Origin of the sequence: Olivibacter jilunii, from assembly GCF_900607235.1 — a bacterium.
GTDB lineage: Bacteria > Bacteroidota > Bacteroidia > Sphingobacteriales > Sphingobacteriaceae > Olivibacter > Olivibacter oleidegradans.
The window spans coordinates 376227-396690 of the sequence record NZ_LR027848.1; the positions used below are offsets into that span (position 1 = coordinate 376227).

18 protein-coding genes are annotated in these 20464 nt (G+C 41.0%); 10 read left to right on the plus strand and 8 right to left on the minus strand.

From position 1 onward, the window contains the following. Positions 1-143: 143 nt before the first annotated feature. Positions 144-929, plus strand: a complete 786-nt coding sequence (locus tag E0E36_RS01620; protein WP_130854505.1) for an O-methyltransferase — start codon at positions 144-146, stop codon at positions 927-929. Between the two features lie 74 nt (positions 930-1003). Here the strand turns inward: E0E36_RS01620 and E0E36_RS01625 are convergent, their stop codons facing one another. The 3 genes from E0E36_RS01625 to fumC form a co-directional block, all read right to left on the minus strand. Continuing rightward, entirely contained in the window at positions 1004-2191 is a 1188-nt protein-coding gene (locus tag E0E36_RS01625) for a BamA/TamA family outer membrane protein (RefSeq protein ID WP_130854506.1), read from the minus strand. A 34-nt stretch (positions 2192-2225) separates the two neighbouring features. Further along, positions 2226-2693: a fumarate hydratase gene (locus E0E36_RS01630; protein WP_149105161.1), complete on the minus strand. Its 468-nt coding sequence runs from the start codon at positions 2691-2693 to the stop codon at positions 2226-2228. A 72-nt stretch (positions 2694-2765) separates the two neighbouring features. Beyond that, on the minus strand, positions 2766-4163 hold the full coding sequence (fumC, locus tag E0E36_RS01635) for a class II fumarate hydratase (RefSeq protein ID WP_013664812.1): 1398 nt from the start codon (positions 4161-4163) through the stop codon (positions 2766-2768). Positions 4164-4410: 247 nt separating this feature from the next. Between fumC and E0E36_RS01640 the strand changes: the two genes are divergently transcribed. From E0E36_RS01640 to E0E36_RS01650, 3 genes are all read left to right on the plus strand, one after another. Beyond that, positions 4411-5598: a serine hydrolase domain-containing protein gene (locus E0E36_RS01640; protein ID WP_242627109.1), complete on the plus strand. Its 1188-nt coding sequence runs from the start codon at positions 4411-4413 to the stop codon at positions 5596-5598. Positions 5599-5692: 94 nt separating this feature from the next. Continuing rightward, positions 5693-5998 (plus strand): YbaB/EbfC family nucleoid-associated protein, encoded by a 306-nt coding sequence (locus tag E0E36_RS01645; RefSeq protein WP_013664810.1) that lies wholly within the window; start codon positions 5693-5695, stop codon positions 5996-5998. Between the two features lie 144 nt (positions 5999-6142). After that, positions 6143-6826: a metal-dependent hydrolase gene (locus E0E36_RS01650; RefSeq protein WP_130854508.1), complete on the plus strand. Its 684-nt coding sequence runs from the start codon at positions 6143-6145 to the stop codon at positions 6824-6826. 78 nt (positions 6827-6904) lie between these two features. Here the strand turns inward: E0E36_RS01650 and E0E36_RS01655 are convergent, their stop codons facing one another. The 3 genes from E0E36_RS01655 to E0E36_RS01665 all read right to left on the minus strand — a co-directional run bounded on the left by E0E36_RS01655 (position 6905) and on the right by E0E36_RS01665 (position 11849). Continuing rightward, positions 6905-8059: a toxin-antitoxin system YwqK family antitoxin gene (locus tag E0E36_RS01655; protein ID WP_130854509.1), complete on the minus strand. Its 1155-nt coding sequence runs from the start codon at positions 8057-8059 to the stop codon at positions 6905-6907. A 1-nt stretch (position 8060) separates the two neighbouring features. Then, entirely contained in the window at positions 8061-10847 is a 2787-nt protein-coding gene (gene polA / locus E0E36_RS01660; RefSeq protein ID WP_130854510.1) for a DNA polymerase I, read from the minus strand. A 312-nt stretch (positions 10848-11159) separates the two neighbouring features. Continuing rightward, a complete protein-coding gene (locus E0E36_RS01665) occupies positions 11160-11849 on the minus strand; it encodes a YiaD family glycine zipper/OmpA-like lipoprotein (protein ID WP_013664806.1) in 690 nt (229 codons plus the stop codon). Positions 11850-11946: 97 nt separating this feature from the next. Between E0E36_RS01665 and E0E36_RS01670 the strand changes: the two genes are divergently transcribed. Beyond that, positions 11947-14874: a M16 family metallopeptidase gene (locus tag E0E36_RS01670; protein ID WP_130854511.1), complete on the plus strand. Its 2928-nt coding sequence runs from the start codon at positions 11947-11949 to the stop codon at positions 14872-14874. A 54-nt stretch (positions 14875-14928) separates the two neighbouring features. Here the strand turns inward: E0E36_RS01670 and E0E36_RS01675 are convergent, their stop codons facing one another. After that, complete coding sequence (locus E0E36_RS01675; protein WP_013664804.1) at positions 14929-15705, minus strand: hypothetical protein; 777 nt, start codon at positions 15703-15705, stop codon at positions 14929-14931. A 186-nt stretch (positions 15706-15891) separates the two neighbouring features. On the opposite strand from E0E36_RS01675, the gene E0E36_RS01680 reads away from it, so the two are divergent. Genes E0E36_RS01680 through nadD form a run of 3 tightly spaced genes read left to right on the plus strand, consistent with a single transcriptional unit; the run spans position 15892 to position 17943 of the window. Next, positions 15892-16767, plus strand: coding sequence for a YicC/YloC family endoribonuclease (locus E0E36_RS01680; protein WP_130854512.1), 876 nt, complete (start codon positions 15892-15894; stop codon positions 16765-16767). A 20-nt stretch (positions 16768-16787) separates the two neighbouring features. Then, complete coding sequence (gmk, locus tag E0E36_RS01685) at positions 16788-17354, plus strand: guanylate kinase (protein WP_013664802.1); 567 nt, start codon at positions 16788-16790, stop codon at positions 17352-17354. A 13-nt stretch (positions 17355-17367) separates the two neighbouring features. Continuing rightward, the gene (nadD, locus tag E0E36_RS01690) at positions 17368-17943 is read left to right on the plus strand and encodes a nicotinate (nicotinamide) nucleotide adenylyltransferase (RefSeq protein ID WP_130854513.1); all 576 of its coding nucleotides are present in this window, start codon (positions 17368-17370) and stop codon (positions 17941-17943) included. Positions 17944-18002: 59 nt separating this feature from the next. On the opposite strand, the gene E0E36_RS01695 is transcribed toward nadD, so the two are convergent. Further along, positions 18003-18353 (minus strand): hypothetical protein, encoded by a 351-nt coding sequence (locus tag E0E36_RS01695; RefSeq protein WP_130854514.1) that lies wholly within the window; start codon positions 18351-18353, stop codon positions 18003-18005. A gap of 232 nt (positions 18354-18585) precedes the next feature. On the opposite strand from E0E36_RS01695, the gene E0E36_RS01700 reads away from it, so the two are divergent. Beyond that, positions 18586-18768, plus strand: coding sequence for a hypothetical protein (locus tag E0E36_RS01700; RefSeq protein WP_130854515.1), 183 nt, complete (start codon positions 18586-18588; stop codon positions 18766-18768). Between the two features lie 329 nt (positions 18769-19097). Continuing rightward, entirely contained in the window at positions 19098-20408 is a 1311-nt protein-coding gene (locus E0E36_RS01705; RefSeq protein WP_130854516.1) for an FAD-dependent oxidoreductase, read from the plus strand. Positions 20409-20464 lie beyond the last annotated feature (56 nt).

A 20464-nucleotide genomic window follows, 5' to 3' on the forward strand; every position in this document is an offset into this window, starting at 1 on the left:
TGTTTTCAGATGAGTTCATGAGCTCATCGCTCTGCTCTTCGGTTTTGTCGGCTTTTTATCAAGAAAAAGCTGATTAAGAAAAAAGTTCCTTTTCTTTCAAAGAGAAAAGAACAAATATAAAAGCTTTATCTTTGCTGCCGTATATGGCAAACTACCGTTTCTTCATTGATTATCTAATACACAAATTCTCCGCTAAAACACGCCATGGTGTGCATTCTCCATTTGTTTATAAACTTGTTGATGAGGTTATATATGATTTTTCAACTAAACCTTACGAAGAAGAAATCGAAAGAAAGCGGCAAGCGCTAAAGAAGGACACACGAATTATCACGGTAACCGACTATGGTGCCGGTTCGATGATGAATAATGGAAAACAAAAGGCCGTAGGTTTGATTGCGAAGAATGCCTTGAAGCCAAAACGGGTTGCACAGCTTATTGCTCGATTAGCCAACCGCTTTGCACCGGTAACCATTATAGAATTAGGCACTTGCCTAGGAATCACCACTGCCTACCTAGCCAAGGCTAATCCTAATGCCTCCATCACAACAGTAGAGGGTTGCCCGGAGACTGCGGCTGTTGCCCGGCAAACCCTCGATGAGCTTGGTGCGTCGCAGGTCCAACTGAAAATAGAAAACTTTGATATAATCCTACCGCAGCTTATTCAAGAGCAGGAAAAAATTGACTTTCTCTTTTTAGATGGTAATCATCGGAAGGAGGCGACTTTAAATTATTTTTATCATTGCCTACCTAAAGTTCATGAACAGACTGTACTGATCTTTGACGACATTTATTGGAGTGATGGCATGAAAGAGGCTTGGCAGGAAATCAAAAACCACCCACAGGTAACTTTAACAATCGACCTATTTTTCATTGGCTTGGTTTTCTTCAAAAAAGGCCAGGAAAAAGAACATTTTAAGATTAGTTACTAGTAGGCCATCAGTTTTCGGAAATGAGTTATCAGCTTTATTTTTAGCTGATTACCGATTGCTGATAGCCGATCACTCTAAAACGCTTCGCCGAGCGATAAATAAAAGGCTGATTGCTGCGGCTCTCCGGGACGTTTTTCGCCTATACCGTAATCAATCCGGATGCTCGAATTATGTTCCAGATCAAAGAAGTAGCGCAAACCACCACCGAAAGAAGGTTTCAGCGATGAAAAGTCTATCTTTTTATTGTAGACCGTCCCAGCTCCCATAAAGGCCGTAAAACCAATACGTGGATGAACGCGATAGCGCAACTCTGCCTGCGAGGTCATCAATGTCTTGTCTCGGTATCTACCTGGATAATACCCTCGCATGACTTCATCACTTCCTAGCTGCGGAAATAAATAGAATGGCACATTGCCGAAGTATTCATCGTAGGTGGCATGTAGGCCAAGCGTTAACTTCGGTGTTAACGGAAAGAAGGCACGTAAGTCGAAATCCAAGCGACTTCCCTCAAAGTTATTCCCTCCCCAGAAATCAGGCATATAATGATAGACTGCCCGCGCATAGTAGCCCTTGGTAGTGTAGATATTTGTGTTACGGCTATCATACAACTGCGAGATTCCAAAGGCCAGGTATTTTCCACCTTCTTTACCATACAGTGGTGTCCAGTCGTAAATACCACCGGGAGCCTCGTCATTATATTCATAGTTCTCGTAAATCAAGCCGAGACCCACATAATAATTTTTAACAATCTTCTTTTCCCCTTCCAACCTGAGCCTAAACAATCGTTGAACCAAGGAGTCTTTATCTGCTTTTCGAGTTTGATCACCAATTCCATAAAAATTGAATGGAAAATCCTTATACCTTATCTCTGAAATGATATGATAATCATTGCCTTTTGTCCATATATCGGATGTCAATTTAAGATTCGATTGCTTTTTTGTGGTTAACGACCCCTGCAATACAATGCTGGACGTTCGGATGAGCGTATCGCTTTTATCAATATAGAAGTTGTAAATACCGGAAAGTCCATACTCTAGGCCGGTTTCCGGTGCATATCCCAATAAAGGCAACACCACAAAACCAGCTGATCGCGTAGAATCTTTTTCTGACGAGATGAATTTCTGGACCAGTTTACTCTGCATCAATTTGCCGTTCATGAACCTTTGATAGAGTCCGGGCTTCTTCTCCTGTGCGATTATATTGAGAGACGAGAGGCAAAGAATAGCTGTTCCAAGCAGGAACCGTTGAGCTAACATTCTCATAAAAAAACGAGCAAAAAATCTAAAATGTTTAATATCAAAGAGGTTTGGGCACACAGGTAATGTGCTCAATTTTCCTCAGATTAACCGGTGTTTGATAGTATTGGCTTTCGAGGTAAAGCGAGTCGGCCGTATGTTTTACTAACTTAAACCGGGGCAAAAATTGACCGATACGATGGCAGCCCGATAATTTCTGACGCCAGTTACTTCGGGTAAATGTAGATTCTATCAATAAGCTATCATTTCTAACCAGATACACTCCCCTAGCGTATTCTTCCCACTGTCCATCGCCGTAACAAGAATCAACTACCGTTCTTACCTTGCTAAAGGTTTTTAAGGTAATATAGACCGAGTCACAAGTAAACTTAAGACGATATAAACTGTAGGTCAATAGCTGATCTTGGTGGGCTATGGAGTCTTGCACCCACACCCCTTGTAAATAGGGCTCACCCTCTCCCTGTATATTCGGATTAAACTTGCAGGCAGAACAAAGCAATAAGCACATACCTACAAGCGTAAGGTATGTGCTTTTAAATATTAAATAATGATTCCGAGTCCTCATTATCCTTTAGAACCCCTATTTCAAACCACCGATCATATCTTCGGGGCGCACCCATTGATCAAATTGCTCATTGGTAAGTAGCTCGAGTTCTAAGGCCGCTTCGCGCAGCGACTTATTCTCTTTATGGGCCTTCTTCGCAATTTTGGCAGCGTTCTCATAACCGATATGCGGATTCAGGGCCGTAACCAGCATGAGTGAATTTTCCACATGTTTTTTAATACCATCATAGTTCGGCTCAATGCCGATCGCACAGTGATCATTAAAGGAAACGCAAGCTTCACCAATTAATCTCGCCGACTGGAGGAAATTGGCAGCCATTAAAGGCTTAAAGACATTTAGTTCATAATGGCCATTAGCACCTCCTATGGTAATGGCTACGTCATTTCCCATTACCTGTGCAGCGACCATCGTTAGGGCCTCGCACTGGGTAGGGTTCACTTTACCTGGCATAATAGATGAGCCGGGCTCGTTCTCCGGAATAAAGATCTCTCCGATGCCCGAACGCGGCCCGGAAGCTAGCATACGGACGTCATTTGCAATCTTCATAAGGGATACCGCCAGTTGTTTTAATGCGCCGTGACTTTCAACAATGGCATCATGAGCAGCCAGAGCTTCAAATTTATTTTCAGCGGTACGGAAGGGTAATTGCGTAAATTCCGCAATGTATTTGGCAACATTGACATCATACCCTTTCGGTGTATTAATCCCGGTACCTACCGCTGTACCGCCCAATGCCAGCTCAGAAAGGTGCGAAAGTGTATTATTTAAAGCTTTTAATCCGTAATTTAGTTGGGCTACATAGCCTGAAAATTCTTGGCCCAGCGTTAAAGGTGTAGCATCCATTAAGTGGGTACGGCCAATTTTTACAACATCTTTAAATTTATCAGACTTCTCTTTCAGTGTATCCCTAAGTTTTTCAACGCCTGGAATAGTAGTTTCCACCAACATCTTATAAGCTGCGATATGCATCGCTGTCGGATAGGTATCATTCGACGATTGCGACTTGTTTACATCATCATTCGGATGGATAAAAGTTTTTCCTTCTCCCAATTTATTTCCCTGAATAACGTGTGAACGGTTGGCAATCACTTCATTCACGTTCATATTGGATTGTGTCCCGGAACCGGTTTGCCAAATTACCAAAGGAAATTCACCGTCGTGTTTTCCTTCAAGTATCTCATCACAAACCTGCGCTATTAAATCCCGCTTTTCTGCCGGTAACACGCCTGCATCTGTATTGGTAAAAGCTGCGGCTTTCTTTAAGTAAGCAAAAGCGCGGATGATTTCTTTAGGCATCGAACCTTCCGGACCAATTTTAAAATTCTCGTGGGATCTTTCAGTTTGGGCTCCCCAATACTTATCGGCAGGCACCTTCACCTCGCCCATTGTATCGCGTTCAATTCTATATGACATGTTTATACGTTATGATATTGTTATTCCATCATCAACATGGGTTTGTGGCCACGTTGATTTATCCTTACAAAGTTATAAAACTTATACACTTGACCATATTTGCGCGCTAATTGTTTTTATTTTTCCTATTTCTTATTACATTATGCATACAGGCTGTGTAAAAATTTCATTAAATTAGCAATTAACACAATATTTTATCAATTTCGCCATTCCTATGATGTTGTACTTTTAATAGCAAATTCATTACGTGTTGAGACGATTATTACTATTTTCACTCCTTTCCTTTATTATATTCGCCGCTTGCAATTCTGCTGAAGAAAAAAAGGCGCAGCAAGCCAAAGAACAAGCAATTACCGATAGTATCAAGCTCATATACCACTCTCGGGATGCAAATAAAGAGGTAGATGCTTTTATGCAGAAACTTCATAAGAAATCGGCGTTTAATGGCAATGTACTGATAGCAAAAAAAGGAAAGATTATTTACGAAAATGCATTTGGTTGGGCTGATTATCTGCGTAAGGACAGCTTGAAGATTCGCTCTCAGTTTGAATTGGCTTCGGTTTCTAAACCATTAACTGCTACCGGTATTTTACTATTGGTACAAGAGGGTAAATTAAAGCTCGACCAGCAAGTGAAGGAGTTTTTCCCCGACTTCCCCTATGAAGGCATTACCGTCCGGATGCTACTAACGCATCGATCGGGCTTGATCAATTATGTTTATTTTACGGATGACCTATGGCCCGATAAGAAAAAAGGGATGACCAACATGGACGTTATGAAGATTCTTGCTGAGCGTAAGCCGGCACCCTATGCCAAACCCGACACTCGGTTTCATTACAACAACTCCAACTTTATGATACTGGGGGCAATTATAGAAAAGGTAAGCGGTCAATCATTTACGGTATTTATGCAAGAGAATATCTTTAGACCCGCGGGAATGAAGAATACGCATGTTTACTCTAAAGCTGATTATGAAAAAATACCTACCGATGTTGTCGGCCATGACAAGGTTTGGCGGAGGTCTGTTGTTCAAAATTTTCACGACGGCCCCGTGGGCGATAAGGGAATTTATAGCACCGTGGAAGATTTATTTCTTTTTGATCGTGCTATGCGTGAAGGGCGATTAATCAATCAAAGTTGGCAAGACTCTGCTTACGCACCACATAACAAAAAGTCCATCAAAGGTGTGTTTAATTATGGCTTTGGTTGGCGTACCTTTGAGCAAGGAAAGGAGCATGTTGTATACCATACAGGTTGGTGGCATGGTTTTAAAAACTTATATGTTAGAGATTTGAAAAACGATGTTACCATTGTTTTGTTAAGTAATATGGCGAACGGAAGTCTTACACATTTAGACGATCTATTTAAAATATTGGATATGCCCGTTATCAGGCAAGGCGCTTATAACGGTAGTGGAGATTATGTTGGAGAATAGGGACTAGTTGAGTGGGGAAATGGTTGAGTAGTTGAGTAGGAACTTAACGACTCAACTACTTAACGTTTTAACAGACAACTAAATATAAAAGAATATGTTCGATAAATTGTTTCAGGCACAGCAAAAGGCCGAAGAAATTAAAAAACGCCTCGACACAATAAGTGTGTCAGGTGAAGTGGAGGGAGGAGCGATTAAAGTAATTGCAACCGCCAATAAAGAAATTAAATCGATTACAATAGACCCAACGTTCCACGAAGGTGCTGATTTGGAGGAAGTGGAAGAGTTATTAGTGGTGGCTATCAACAAGGCTCTTCAGCAAGCTGAAAATGTAAGCCAGACCGAAATGCAAGCCGCAACCAAAGACATGTTGGGAGGCTTGGGTGGTATGTTTGGTCAATAGTTTGTCTTATGGGTGGTAAGTTATACGCTTTAAGAATTATGACTATCAACTCATAACGGGTAATGAGCAGTTTTACAGAAGGCAGGCTTTTTTACTTCCTGCCTACCGCATGCAGGTTTACTTTTAACTTTTTACTTTTAACACATGAAAGCAACATTTTATGGACATGCCACGATTGCCTTGGAGTTAGCTGGCGCCAATGTATTGTTCGATCCTTTTATTACACCAAATGAACAAGCAAAACATATAGACATCAATACGCTGAAGCCTGACTATATTATGCTCAGCCACGCACATGAAGATCATGTAGCAGATGTAGCGGCCATTCAAAAAAACTCGGATGCCACTGTCGTTGCCATCGTAGAAACGGCTGCCTGGGTAGGTCGGCAAGGCATTAACCAAGACAAGATTATTGCGTTCAATTTTGGCGGTACCCTAAAAACCTCTTTTGGTACAGCCAAAATGGTGTATGCACTACATACCAATGGCACGCCGGATCAGCAATATGGAGGCGTAGCCGCGGGATATCTCATCAAAAGTGGCGATAAAAAAATCTATTTTGCAGGCGATACGGCATTGACGCTGGAGATGAAGCTCTTAGCGGATGAGCAATTGGATTGGGCCATTTTACCCATCGGAGACCATTATACCATGGGCGTGGATGACGCCATTAAAGCCGCTGGTTTTGTTACTTGCAAGAATATTATCGGGATACACTATAACACCTTTCCTCCTATTAAAATCAATGAAGAAGAAGCCAAGCAAAAATTTGCTGCCGCCGGTTTAAACCTTCATTTGCTAGCAATCGGAGAATCGATAACCTTGTAAAAAAGATAAGGTGCACAAGCATCTCAAGTTGCGCATAGAATCAATCAATTAGCTAATTATTACATTAGCTAATTGACGTTATATTCCCTTTTCCCGCTGTATTTGTAAATTGTAAAAGCGGAGTCGTCCACTTTCATCGTCCACCATCGCGTCTACAGTAATATTAAAAACATCATCGATATAGTCAGTCTCGCCGTAAGAAGGAATCCAATAACTGATATTCTGTAAGGCATTAGCCATGATTTTATCGCCGTCTTTCTCCGCTAAGCCCTTAACGATCTCCAGTTCGCGCAGACTTCCTGTTTTGTCAACACTCGCCTTTATTTCGAGCTTGGCAGGTCCGGTGAGTAACCCGCGAGAATCATAAATAGCGAAAGCGGTCTCTAGTTTCTTCATCATGAACATAGAAAAATCCTGGTTCTCATCTATGGTGCAATTCTTGCTGACCATTCCTTCCGCCTGAAGGAAGAACAAGGAGGGACCGATCTGTATCCGCGATCCGTTCTTATAGGGAACCCCGGTAATTTCATCATAACCTCCTTTAAACACGCCCTCTTCAAATCGCTCATAGCCTGCGTAGTCGCGTTCATTTTTAGGATATACCAGAAAAATATTCCAATTACCATCCGGCTTTCCCGATTTAATGTTCCCTTGATAGTCGGTAAAGGTGTAGCCATATTCGTTGTAACCCTCAGCCTTTACCGAAAACTCATATTTTCCATTTCCATCTTTCACGCGTTGACGTCTTTTGGTATCCCAATAATTTTGGACAAAAGCTCCCTCCTCTTTATAAAGAATTTCCAGCATCGGCAAGCCATCCGGATAATTATAGCGAGAGACCCCCTCGGCCTTACCATTTTTAAAGGTAGTTGTCCACTTTATCTGTCCATTGGCAAAATAGGCCGTGAAAACACCCTCTTTTTTGCCTTGAAAATAATTCCCTGTCAGGATCACTTTGCCATCGTTATTGTAATCGGTAAAAGGACCGTCGAAGCTTTTGATCGAAATATTATATTTACCCACTCGCTCGATGGATTTAAATTGGCAAAATTTATCGACCAGAAAATAATGTTCATCGAAATAGAACTGCGTCGTGCCGTCCGTCAACTGTTCAAAATAGATAGGTTTAATTTCCGTACTATCTGTTTGCGCCCTTAAGCGTGGCCCAATTAATAGACTGCTGATCAGCAGCAGCCCCATTTTAAAAATCGTTTTCTTTTGTTTGATTTTCATTCTAGTGTGCTTCAAGCCAATTTTGCCCTTCACCAATTTCCACCACAATGGGAACTTCTGTTTTTAAAGCTCCCTTCATACGCGCTTCTATAATTTCCTTAAACGCTGCAACCTCATTCCTTGGTACGTCAAACACCAATTCATCATGTACTTGCATTGTCATTTTTCCTTTAAGATTAGCTTGCTGAATATCTTGATGAATGTGAATCATCGCAATTTTAATCAAATCGGCAGCCGATCCTTGTATAGGGGCATTGATCGCATTTCGCTCTGCAAAACCTCGTACCGTAGCGTTGGCCGAATTAATGTCCCTCAGGTAACGTCGACGTTTTAACAGCGTTTCTACATAACCGTGCTCTTTAGCAAAGGCGATGGTATTATTCATATAATTACGGATGCCCGGATACTGAATAAAATATTGTTCAATCATATCCGCTGCTTCCCGACGCGGGATTCCTAAGCTTTGCGACAGACCAAATGCCGATTGCCCATAAATAATCCCGAAGTTCACCGCCTTTGCATTCCGCCTTTGATTACCGGTAACTTCCTCCAAACCTACGCCGTACACCTTGGCCGCTGTCGCTGTGTGAATATCCAAGCCCTTTGCAAAAGCATCCAGCATATTGGCATCTTTACTGATTTCTGCAATTAAGCGAAGTTCAATCTGCGAATAATCCGCCGAAAGGATAACATGCTCGTCATCACGTGCGATAAAAGCTTTCCGAACTTCTCTTCCCCGCTCCGTGCGAATCGGGATATTTTGAAGATTGGGGTTGTTTGAACTTAACCTTCCAGTTGCGGCCACCGCCTGGTTATAAGAGGTATGTACACGTCCGGTTTTCGTATTGATCAACTGGGGTAGCGCGTCAACATAAGTTGATCGCAACTTTTGTAACTGCCTATATTCCAGTATATCCTGCACAATGTCACTCTTATTGGCAAGCGCCATGAGTACATCCTCTCCCGTTTGATATTGACCTGTCTTTGTCTTCTTTGCTTTTGGATCAAGCTGCAATTTATCAAATAAGACCTCTCCTAACTGTTTAGGGGAAGCAATATTAAAAGGCACACCTGCCTTCTCATAAATTCTTGCCTCCAGTATTTGAACTTCATTCTGTATCGCCAAGGAGAAGTCGGATAGCGCCTTCACATCGATCCGAACGCCTACCCTTTCCATATCTACCAATACCGGTACAAGTGGAAACTCGACTTCATGTGCCAGCTTATCAGCCTCAACCTTAATAAGCATGGGTTCAAAAATCTCTTTCAGCTGTAAAGTGATATCCGCATCCTCTGCGGCATAATCGCTAACCGTTTTAGGGTCTACATCGCGCATATTTAATTGCCCTTTGCCTTTTGGGCCGATTAACGTGGTAATGGACACCGGTGTATACCCCAAGTAATTTTCCGATAACACGTCCATTCCATGCCTAGTCTCGGGATCAATGAGATAATGAGCCAACATGGTATCAAAAAGCTCACCTGCAACCTTCACATCATACCAGCTCAAAACCAATATGTCGAACTTTAGATTTTGTCCGATTTTACCGATCGCAGGGTTTTCGAAAACAGGCTTAAATTGCTGAACCAATGCATGAGCCTCTTTTTGATCCGCTGATGCGGGTACATACCACGCTTGGCCTTTTTCTACCGAAAAGCTAAGTCCAACTAATTCGCAGCAATTAGCATCGGTACCGGTGGTTTCCGTATCGAAACAAAAAGACTTCTGGCTCGCTAAAAGTGCCAGCAATTCGTTCAGTTTTTCCTCGCTATCCACGAAGGTATAACTATGCTCCGTATTACCGATATGGTTTCCCGGAGCAGGCGATATTGTTGCTTCAGGTGCAGGCGCCGCGCTTTCTCCGGATGAGAAGAGATCCATTTGGCCACCGGCAGACACTTTATTGTCTACGACATTAAACTCTTCTCCAAACACTCGCTTACCCAATGTTCTGAATTCCAATTCCGCAAATAACGGCTCCAATAAATCTTTATTGGCCTCCCTTATCATCAAGGTTTCAGCCTCAAATTCGACAGGCACATCGAGGATAATCGTTGCCAGCTTTTTTGAAATAAGTCCTTGTTCAGCATAGGTTTCGATATTTTCTTTTAGCTTTCCTTTCAATTGATCGCTATTGGCAATTATTCCCTCAACCGATCCAAAATCCTGGATCAATTTTTTTGCTGTTTTCTCGCCAACTCCAGGGATGCCGGGTATATTATCAACCGCATCACCCCACAGACCTAAGATATCAATTACCTGCTCTACTCTTTCGATTTCCCACTTCTCTAACACTTCCTTTACGCCCAGTATTTCATGTCCGTTTCCCATACGGGCAGGCTTGTAAATTTTGATATGATCGCTTACAAGCTGTGCATAATCTTTGTCAGGCGTCATACAAAAGACTTCAAAACCCGCTTGCTCTGCTTTTTTTGCCAAAGTCCCAATAATATCATCGGCCTCAAAACCGTCCATGGTAATCACCGGAATATTGAAACCTTCAATTAATCGAAAAATATAGGGAATAGCCGCTGCCAAATCTTCGGGCATAGCCTCCCGATGGGCTTTATACGCCTCGAAAGAGGTATGACGCTCTGTTGGCGCTTCGGTATCAAACACGACCGCCATGTGCGATGGGTTTTCCTTTTTTAGTACTTCCAATAAAGTATTCGTAAAGCCCATAATAGCGGAAGTATTCAATCCTGTAGAGGTAAAGCGAGGACTTTTACTTAATGCGAAATGAGCCCGGTATATCAGAGCCATACCATCTAACAAAAAAAGTTTCATTGGAATATGTTTATTCGTTATCGTTCAATCTTGGACTTAGTAAGAAGACATTTTCTATCCCCTCCCATCGTTGGATACAAAGTTAACAGAATAGGCCGATTTTGAAATATCACTTGCTAATTCCATCAGGAATTTCGCTTTTAAAAAAGAAAGGTTTTTATTAGCCTATTTTTATAGCTTTTCTTTATGCTTGATCATAAAGGCCCGAACAACTGGGGAGCTTTGCGCTGAGCTTCTATGAATACCTTTAAAACAAAAAAAGAGTAAGCTTAAAATCGCTTACTCTCTTGAGTATGTAGTGAATGTTTTAGGCTACATTGAACTTTGCTGCTTCGCCTCTTCCTTCATCTTTTCGTTAGCAACAATTACGATTTCTACGCGTCGATTCTGGGCGCGTCCGGCTTCGGTACTATTATCAGCAATTGGCTCATTAAAGCTTTTTCCTTCTGTCTTTGCCCGGCTAGAGGATAATCCTTGTGCCACTGCATAATTTTTTACAGCGGCAGCCCTACGTTCCGATAGTCCCTGATTATACTCCGCTGTTCCTTTGTTGTCAGTGTGACCTATAATCAAAATGTCGGTATCAGGATTGTCGTTCAACGACTTAACCAAGTTCTTAATGTTAGTTTGGGCTTCCGGCTTTAAGGCTGTTTGGTCAAATCCGAATAAGATGCCTGAATCGAATTTGACAATGATACCTTCACCTGCTTGTACGACTTCCGCACCGTCTACTGTCCGCTCAATTTCTGCGGCCTGTTTGTCCATTTTCTTTCCAATCAGCCCACCGGCCACTCCACCAAGAGCTCCACCGATGATGGCTCCCACAGCCGTATTACCTGCTTTTTTACCAATAAGCGCACCTAATCCTGCTCCACCTACGGCACCTATACCTGCACCTTTTTGGGTGTTATTCATGGATTTAACTGTATTACAGCTGGTGAATAACATACTTGATGTAGCCAGTGCCACACCAAAAATAGCTATGTTCTTTTTTATGCTCATTTTAATATTTTTTGATGACGTTAAAAGTTATACAAACCAAGTGCCAAAAAGTTTTTGATTTAAAACATTAACTTTAGGCCAAGTTAATTTCACACATATGAAACATACAAATATACTATCCATTCTATTTCTTTTTATAGGCATAGGCACTTTATTCGGGCAGCAGGCATACGAATGGAAGACCGCTACTAGCGACGGTTATACTTACCGTTACGTCACAAACGACCCCACGCAGTCTAGATTTTATACCTTAAAGAACGGTCTTACCGTAATTTTAAGTCCTTCTACGAAAGAACCACGAATTCAAACCTATATAGCGGTCAAAGCAGGAAGTAAAACGGACCCGGCAAGCCATACCGGTTTAGCGCACTATCTTGAGCATCTACTCTTTAAAGGTACGGACAAATTTGGAACCTTAACGTGGTCGAAAGAACAGCCTTTGCTAAACCAGATTGATAAATTATATGAGCAATATAATTCAACAACCGACTCAGCGAAACGAAAAGCGATTTATACCGAAATTGACCGAGTTTCAGGTGAAGCGGCAAAATTCGCTATCGCTAATGAATATGATAAGTTGATGGCCAACATGGGTTCGCAAGGGAGCAACGCTTTTACATCATTTGAACAGACCGTTTACATCGAAAACATCCCCTCTTCGTCCATCGATAAGTTTTTAGCCGTACAGGCGGAGCGATTTCGGAATCCGATTTTCAGAATTTTTCACACCGAATTGGAGGCTGTCTATGAAGAAAAGAACAGGGGCTTGGATAATGATGGCACTAAGGTATTCGAATCCATGTTTGAAAATCTATTTCCAAACAGCTATGGTAAGCAAACAACCATAGGGACAATCGAACATTTAAAGAATCCTTCTTTAATTGCAATCAGAGATTATTATCGAACATACTATGTCCCCAATAATATGGCCATCATTATGTCGGGAGATTTTAATCCAGATCTCGTGATAAAAAAAATCGATACTGGCTTTTCCTTTATGAAGGAGAAAGAAGTACCGGCCTACCACTTTGAACCTGAAAAGGAAATGGTAACACCAATTCTTAAGGAAGTGGTTGGGCCAACACCTGAAAGTGTGATGATTGGCTACCGCTTTCCGGGATCTCAGAGTAAGGACACCCAATTACTAGAGCTGATCGGTAGCATTCTTACCAATGGTAACGCAGGTCTATTCGATCTCAATTTAGTTAAAAAACAACGCCTGCTTTCTGCCGCAGCCTTTCCTTATGTACTCAAAGATTATAGTACGCTACTCTTGCAAGGAAGGCCTATGAAAGGTCAATCATTGGATGAGGTAAAACAGCTGATGCTGGACGAGATTGAAAAGCTCAAAACAGGCATGTTCTCTGATGAGCTTTTAATTGGCATCCTTAATAACGCCAAAAAGTATACTATCGAGTCGAACGAAAGCTACAGATCCAGAGCAAGCAGCCTGATGGATGCCTTTACATCGGATATAGATTGGCGACGAATGGTCGCTTATAATAGTACACTGGCGACAATCACGAAGCAAGACATCATGCTTTTCGCAAAGAAATACTTAAATAATAATTATGTCGCCGTCTATAAGAAGAAGGGGGAGGATAAAAGTATAAAGAAAGTTGAGAAACCGGCAATTACACCGGTTGAAGTGAACAGAGATGCTCAATCTGCTTTTTTGAAGCAAGTGAATGAGATGCCGGAAACACCGGTCGCTCCTATGTGGATCGATTACGGCAAAGATATTAATCGAGACCGAATTAATGGGCTAACGCTCTTGTCGGTGGAAAATAAAACGAACGATATTTTTCGCTTGAGCTATCGATTAGAAATGGGTAGCTATCACAACAAATTACTGCCCATTGCCGCCGAATATTTACAATATATTGGTACATCGACAAAAAGCGCAGAGGATATCAGTAAGGCCTTTTATCAAATTGCATCATCCTTTGATGTTAACGTTTCTTCGGAAGTTAGCTCCATTAGCTTAGATGGCTTGCAGGAGAATTTCGGACAGGCGGTTCAATTACTGGAGGATTTATTGAAAAATTGCCAGCCGGATGAACAAGCTTGGCAGCGTTTAAAATCGCGTCTGAAGAAAGCACGTGAGGATGCTAAACTGGATAAAAGTGCTATCTTAAAAGGCTTGGTGAGTTACGCCCAGTATGGTGCAAAAAATCCATTTAATTACGTGTTAACAGATGAAGAACTGGAAGCAGTTCAAGCCAGTGAATTAACGGATATTTTGCACGATCTGATAAACTACGAACATCAGGTTATCTACTATGGCCCTAAGAGTACGGCATCGCTAAGCAGTGAATTAAGCGCTTTGCATGTTACAGCCAGTCCCCTAAAGGCTTATCCAGCTCCGGTAAAGTTCGAAAAGACGACGCAGAATGAATCAAAAGTATATTTTGCACATTATGATATGGTGCAAGCTGAAATCGATTGGTTCAGAAATTCTGATGTGTATGATCCGGATAAAACGGCGGTTATTCAACTTTTTAATAACTATTTTGGTGGCGGGATGAGCGGTATTGTTTTTCAAACGATTCGGGAATCTAAAGCACTTGCCTATTCTACCTATGCGGTTTACTCTTCTCCAAGTAAGAAGGATGATCGTTACAGTATTCTGGCTTACGTAGGCACACAGGCGGATAAACTGAAGGAGGCTATATCAGGAATGAACGAGCTGCTTCACGATTTGCCTGCCTCTGAAAAAGTCTTCAATACCAGCAAAGAAGGGTTACTCAGGTCGCTCGAAACCAGCCGTATTACAGAAGATGGCATTATTTATTCTTTCTTAAATGCGCGGCGATTAGGTGTCGATTATGATATGCGTAAGAAAGTATATAATGAAGTGAAAGACATGAATTTTTCGGACCTGCAGTATTTTCATCGTAGTGAGTTTAAGGGAAAGGCCTATTCATATTGCATCGTAGGAAGCAGAGAACGTGTGAAAAACACGGATCTCGCAGCATATGGGACGGTGCAAGAGCTTGATCTGAAAACGCTTTTTGGCTACTAAATCTCTGAGAAGAGCTGTTTGAAAATGACAAATCAAACAGCTCTCGCAAACGAACTAGTATTCCTTTTTATTGAGTTGTTGTTCAGGAATTGGAATCTTCGGCAAGGTTTCTGCCTTTGGTCTACCATCGCGTTCAAATTTTTCCAGAGACGCCTTTAGATAATCCCGAATATCGTACTCATTCCAGTACCTACACTGCTCGTAACTCGGACGGTAGAGCGACATAAAATTCATGAGATCATCTCCCTGCAAACCGGTAATCTCGCCAACATTATATTTATTGAATTTTTTATCGACCTCAGTCTCTTTTATTTCATTCTGCGCATAATTGTTGAATCTTCTGGCATTCTTTGCTGACCGACTGAAAGTACCATACAAAGCGCTTAATGGATTAAAGAAGTAGGCCAATGCCTTAGGCTTGCGAGCCCCATAGGGTGTCTGCTTTTCGTAATCCTCCAATATATCCTGAAGCTCTTCTTTTCTGGTTTTGCCCGTAACAGTGACCGTTTCCAATTCAATGGTGGGATTTAAACTTACCACAATATTTTTGGGATCGGTAATACGATAATACTCTGATGAATAGGCATACTTAGTAACTATAAGCGTATCCCCAGCCTTAGCAGGAATGACAAAACCGCCCTCACTGTTTGAAATCGCTTTCTCCAAGGTCCTTCTATTGGTAATTGTAGCTTCCGCGACTCTCTTTGGGGTGCCTTTCTCCAGAACTATTCCCTCAAGTGTCTCCTGCGCGTGTACCAAGGAGCCCAAACTAAGTAAAAATAGTGTCAGAACGGTGTTATATATGCTTTTAAAGTGTTTTTTGCGCTCCATACTTCTCCTCGGTAAACATAACAAATCATTTGCATTAATAGTGCTAAAAAATGTTAAATTAGCTAGTGACTATCAGTTGCCGACAGTTGTCCCGTCATTATGATCCCATTAGCTAATTACCTACGATGAACAACGATATCATTACCTGATGTTCGCAAATGTCAAGCATTTTATCTAAGTTTGCATATGATAAAATCAATGACCGGATTTGGTTTAGGGACCAAAGAAAGTGCCAAAGCGAAATATACGGTAGAAATTAAGTCGCTAAACTCAAAATATTTAGAACTTAGTCTGAAGTTACCTAAAACTTTCTCTGAAAAAGAGTTATTCCTTCGTAACGAGTGTACTAAACTGATTGAACGGGGGAAGGTCAATATAACGGTCAACGTCGAATATGCCGATGCCGCAGCGAAGGCGGCCACCATTGATGGCGGTTTGTTGAAAAATTACTATCACCAACTAAAAGCCATTGCAACAGATCTTGGCGATCCTACGGAAAATATATTCGAATTAGCACTGAATTTGCCGGAGGTCATAAGCTACGCCGAAGAGGCTGCCGATGAAGAAGAATGGCAAGATTTGCTGGATACATTTTATTTAGCATTGGAGAAATTCCAACAATTCCGGTCGGATGAAGGAAAAGTTCTCAAAGATGATCTTTTTAAACGAAACCAAATCATTTTGGAGCTTCTATTAACCGTAGAAAGCCAAGAAGTAGCTCGGATTCCATTAATCAGAGAACGTATCAGTAATTATATGGAAGAGGCCGTAGGCGGCGAAAATGTTGATAAAAATCGTTTCGAACAAGAGTTGATTTTTTATATTGATAAGTTAGATATAACAGAGGAAAAGGTCAGATTGCGAAGCCATTGCGAGTACTTTGGTAAGATCCTGACTGCACCGGATGCAAATGGAAAAAAATTAGGTTTTATCTCCCAGGAGATGGGACGTGAAATCAATACGCTTGGATCGAAGGCAAACAATGCACAGATTCAGCAGACGGTTGTTCAAATGAAGGAAGAGCTGGAAAAAATCAAGGAACAATTACTAAATATTTTATAGAATAAACTTGTCATTACCGGATGGAAGGAAAGCTAATTATCTTCTCCGCACCCTCAGGCGCTGGAAAAACAACAATAGTAAAGTGGTTACTGGAAAAATTTAATGACAAGATTGCCTTTTCAATCTCTGCTAGCACAAGAGAGCCCCGTGATGGCGAAGTGAATGGAAAGGATTATTACTTCATCACTAAAGAAGAGTTCTTACACCGCATTGCAAAAAAGGAGTTTGTAGAATTCGAGGAGGTATATTCCGGCACTTTTTATGGTACACTACGTGCTGAAATAGAACGCATTTGGATGGAAGGAAAAGCGGTTATCTTCGATATTGACGTCATTGGAGGCTTGCATTTAAAGAAAAAATTCGGCGAAAATGCGCTTGCAATTTTTGTACAGCCGCCTTCATTGGATGTGTTGGTAGAAAGATTACGTGGAAGAGGAACGGATACAGAAGAGAAACTTAAGGAGCGCATTGAAAAGGCCGGGAAAGAATTGGCTTATGCAGAGAAGTTTGATGTTATCCTAAAAAATGACGATCTTGACAAAGCGTGCCAAGAGGCGTCTGAATTATTGCTTGATTTTTTGAAATAAGGCGATTAACGGAATGCAGAAAATAGGACTTTTTTTTGGTTCATTTAATCCTATTCATATTGGCCATTTAATTATTGCTAATTACATGGCCAATTATACCGACCTTTCGGAGGTGTGGCTGGTGGTTTCACCGCATAACCCACTAAAAAGGAAGGATAGCCTTCTGAATATGTATGATCGATTGGAAATGGTAAACTTGGCCATTGACAATACAGACCGCATACGAGCAAGTGATATTGAATTCCGTCTTACGCAACCTTCCTATACCATTGACACCTTAGTCCACCTCAAGGAACGTTACCCTACCAAAGATTTCGTTTTAATTATGGGTTCCGACAACCTAGTTACATTGAAGAAGTGGAAAAACTACGAAATCATTTTACGTGATTTTTTCGTTTATGTGTATCCAAGACCTGGTTATGATGCGGGCGAATGGGCGGAACATCCCCGAATTACTTTTACCGAAACGCCGTTAATGGAAATATCATCCACCTTTATTCGAAATGCCATAAAAGATCATAAAAGCGTAAAGTATTTTTTACCGGATAAAGTATTGGACTTTATTGATAAAAAAGGCGTTTATTTGTAGTTGCATCGGCTATCAGCACCCAGTTGTTACTTATTCGTTATCCCCCGATCAATTATGAACTAATTTCCCAATTCTTCCAGCTCTGCTTTCTCGTCAATAGGCACATCGAGTATGAATGCATCGTAATCGGCAGCATCTTGATCTGAATAGGTACCATAGGCATTTAAAAGAAATCCTTTTTTACCATCTTTCGTTTCTATGGCATATAAAACAGACATATCGGCAGGATCACTTTCCCCTTCAAAACGGTAATTTCGAACAATGGTTAAGTCTTGTGGTTGGTAAACGGGTGATTTCAGGTTACCTAAATAAGCCCCTTCTTTTTTTATCGTGATTTCTTCGCCATATCCTTTAGCGGCTAATTTATTCATAACCTGTGAAAGTGGCGTCATAGATGCAGATGTACTCATAATTTCCTGATATGATATTTCAAACTAAGTATATAACAGTTATTGTTAATAAATAGTTTGCTTATCGCTTAAATGAATTATTTAGAGATTTCGCTTTTCATGTATGTTTGGTGTTAGTATTAGAAGAATATGACTATCGGCTTTTTGACCTAAAACAGGGATCGATTTAACACATAGATGAATTGTTTATATTAAAGGAACTATTATTTTAATCAACTTTTCTTGATAAAAGTTGAGCAAAATCAAGGCTCATGTAGGCTACCTTGCAACCGATGGCAAAGCATCGCTGGCGCGTATTGGAGCCGTTTCACTTCCTCAATCCGCTTGGATATTGCCGTATGAACAGACATGCAAATGCTTTGCGGCTCGTTACGTCGGTATCCTCCAAGGCCATTCTTCCAGCGCACAGGGCTAATATTTAGGGCTGAAGAAATAATACGTCCGGTTAAAAGTAAAAGCCCAACGTTCTGCTAAAATATCACCTAGGAAATTTGCGGTTTGCACGTTGAGGCACTACCTTTTATAGCAAAGTTCCAAGTGATGAGTTTTTGGTTACTTTTTGCGGAAAAAAGTGACAAAAAAAACGTTCTATTTTTAAGTAAAACCGACCAAGGAAGCTCCCAAAGCAATCCCACTTATCTTTAGGTATTATTCCCGATAGTCATTTAGAATTGGAAATTATTCATCATCTGCGTAACTTGCAGGCAAACGGAACAGACCTAACAGCAATTCATTCTATGCAAGATGGTAAATAGACTCTTCTTCTTGATTTTATGCTGTTCAATACCCTTTCAGGGAACGGCACAAAAAAGTAAAAAGCCCCCTAAGCCACAAGTACTGGTATACGGACATGGAGCCGATGCTTTTTCTGCAGCCATGCAGTCTGCACAATCCGGTGTTGAAACTTATTGGATAGTAGATTCAACCAATATAGGAGGGACACTAATACAAGGTGAAACGAAAAGCATTTCATCCAATCACTTGCTCGATGTTGGGACCTGGGCATTTTTTTTAAAGGGAATTGCTAATGTTAAAGAAATCTCGGATTCTGCATTATTTGCTGCAAAAAAACATATAGCACCTAGAATAGCGCAAAACGTTTTTGAAAACAGCGCAGACACGATTAAGCGATTATCTTATAAAAAAAATCTTACGATTTCTGCTATAGAGAAATCGGGTAAAGGATGGCAGATCACACTAAGCAACAGGAAAAAAATAAAAGTAAGGGCAATAGTAGATGCTACCGATAAAGCTTCGCTATTAAGTTTATTAAAGGAAAAGGATATTAAAGATAAGGAATATTTTCCTTCTGAACTGGTTAAGCAAATCAACTATGATTCATCTTTATACAGAACGGGGGTTGCTGTCGGACAAATAGGAAAACAGATTTTCAATATACCGCTAAGTAATCTGTTGCCCGACAGTTCACTAAGAAACTATTTCTCAACAAAACCGAATGAGAAGCTATTATCCCCCGATAATATAGAGCGGATACCGCTATTGATGTTGCGCGCACAAGCCTGCGGTGCTGCAGCAGCTTACTGTGCTTTTTTTAATACTACCTCTGACAAAATTAATGTCAGGACATTACAGGGCGAGCTTTTAGCCTTTAAGAGTTTTATGATGCCTTTTCAGGACATCCGTTTATCCGATGTACATCACCCGCAGATCCAACGAGTTGGAGCCACTGGTATCCTGCGGGGTGTCTATAAAAATAACGAAAACTCTTTTCAGTTTTCTCCCGACAGTTTGGTGTCTTCAAAAGAAGTCGAATTTCCCATCAAACAGTTATATACCAGAAGTCAGATATGGTTTAAAGACAAAGATATCCCTGTATTTAAGTTAAGTGACTTATTGGATTTAATAAAGTATGTTGCCAATAGGGGAGAGGAGTTAAATGCTGAAGTTGAGAAAGGTTGGATAAAACGCTTTAAATTTAAAGGTTCTTACGATCCGGAACGAAAACTAAGTCGTAGAGAATTTGCAGTTTTAGTTGACACGTATTTACAGCCCTTTCATGTTCGCGTTAATTTGAAAGGCGAATTACAATATTAGATTGAGGTTTGTTCAAGCATCTCAATAGATACTTAAACAAACCCAATCTGTATTCA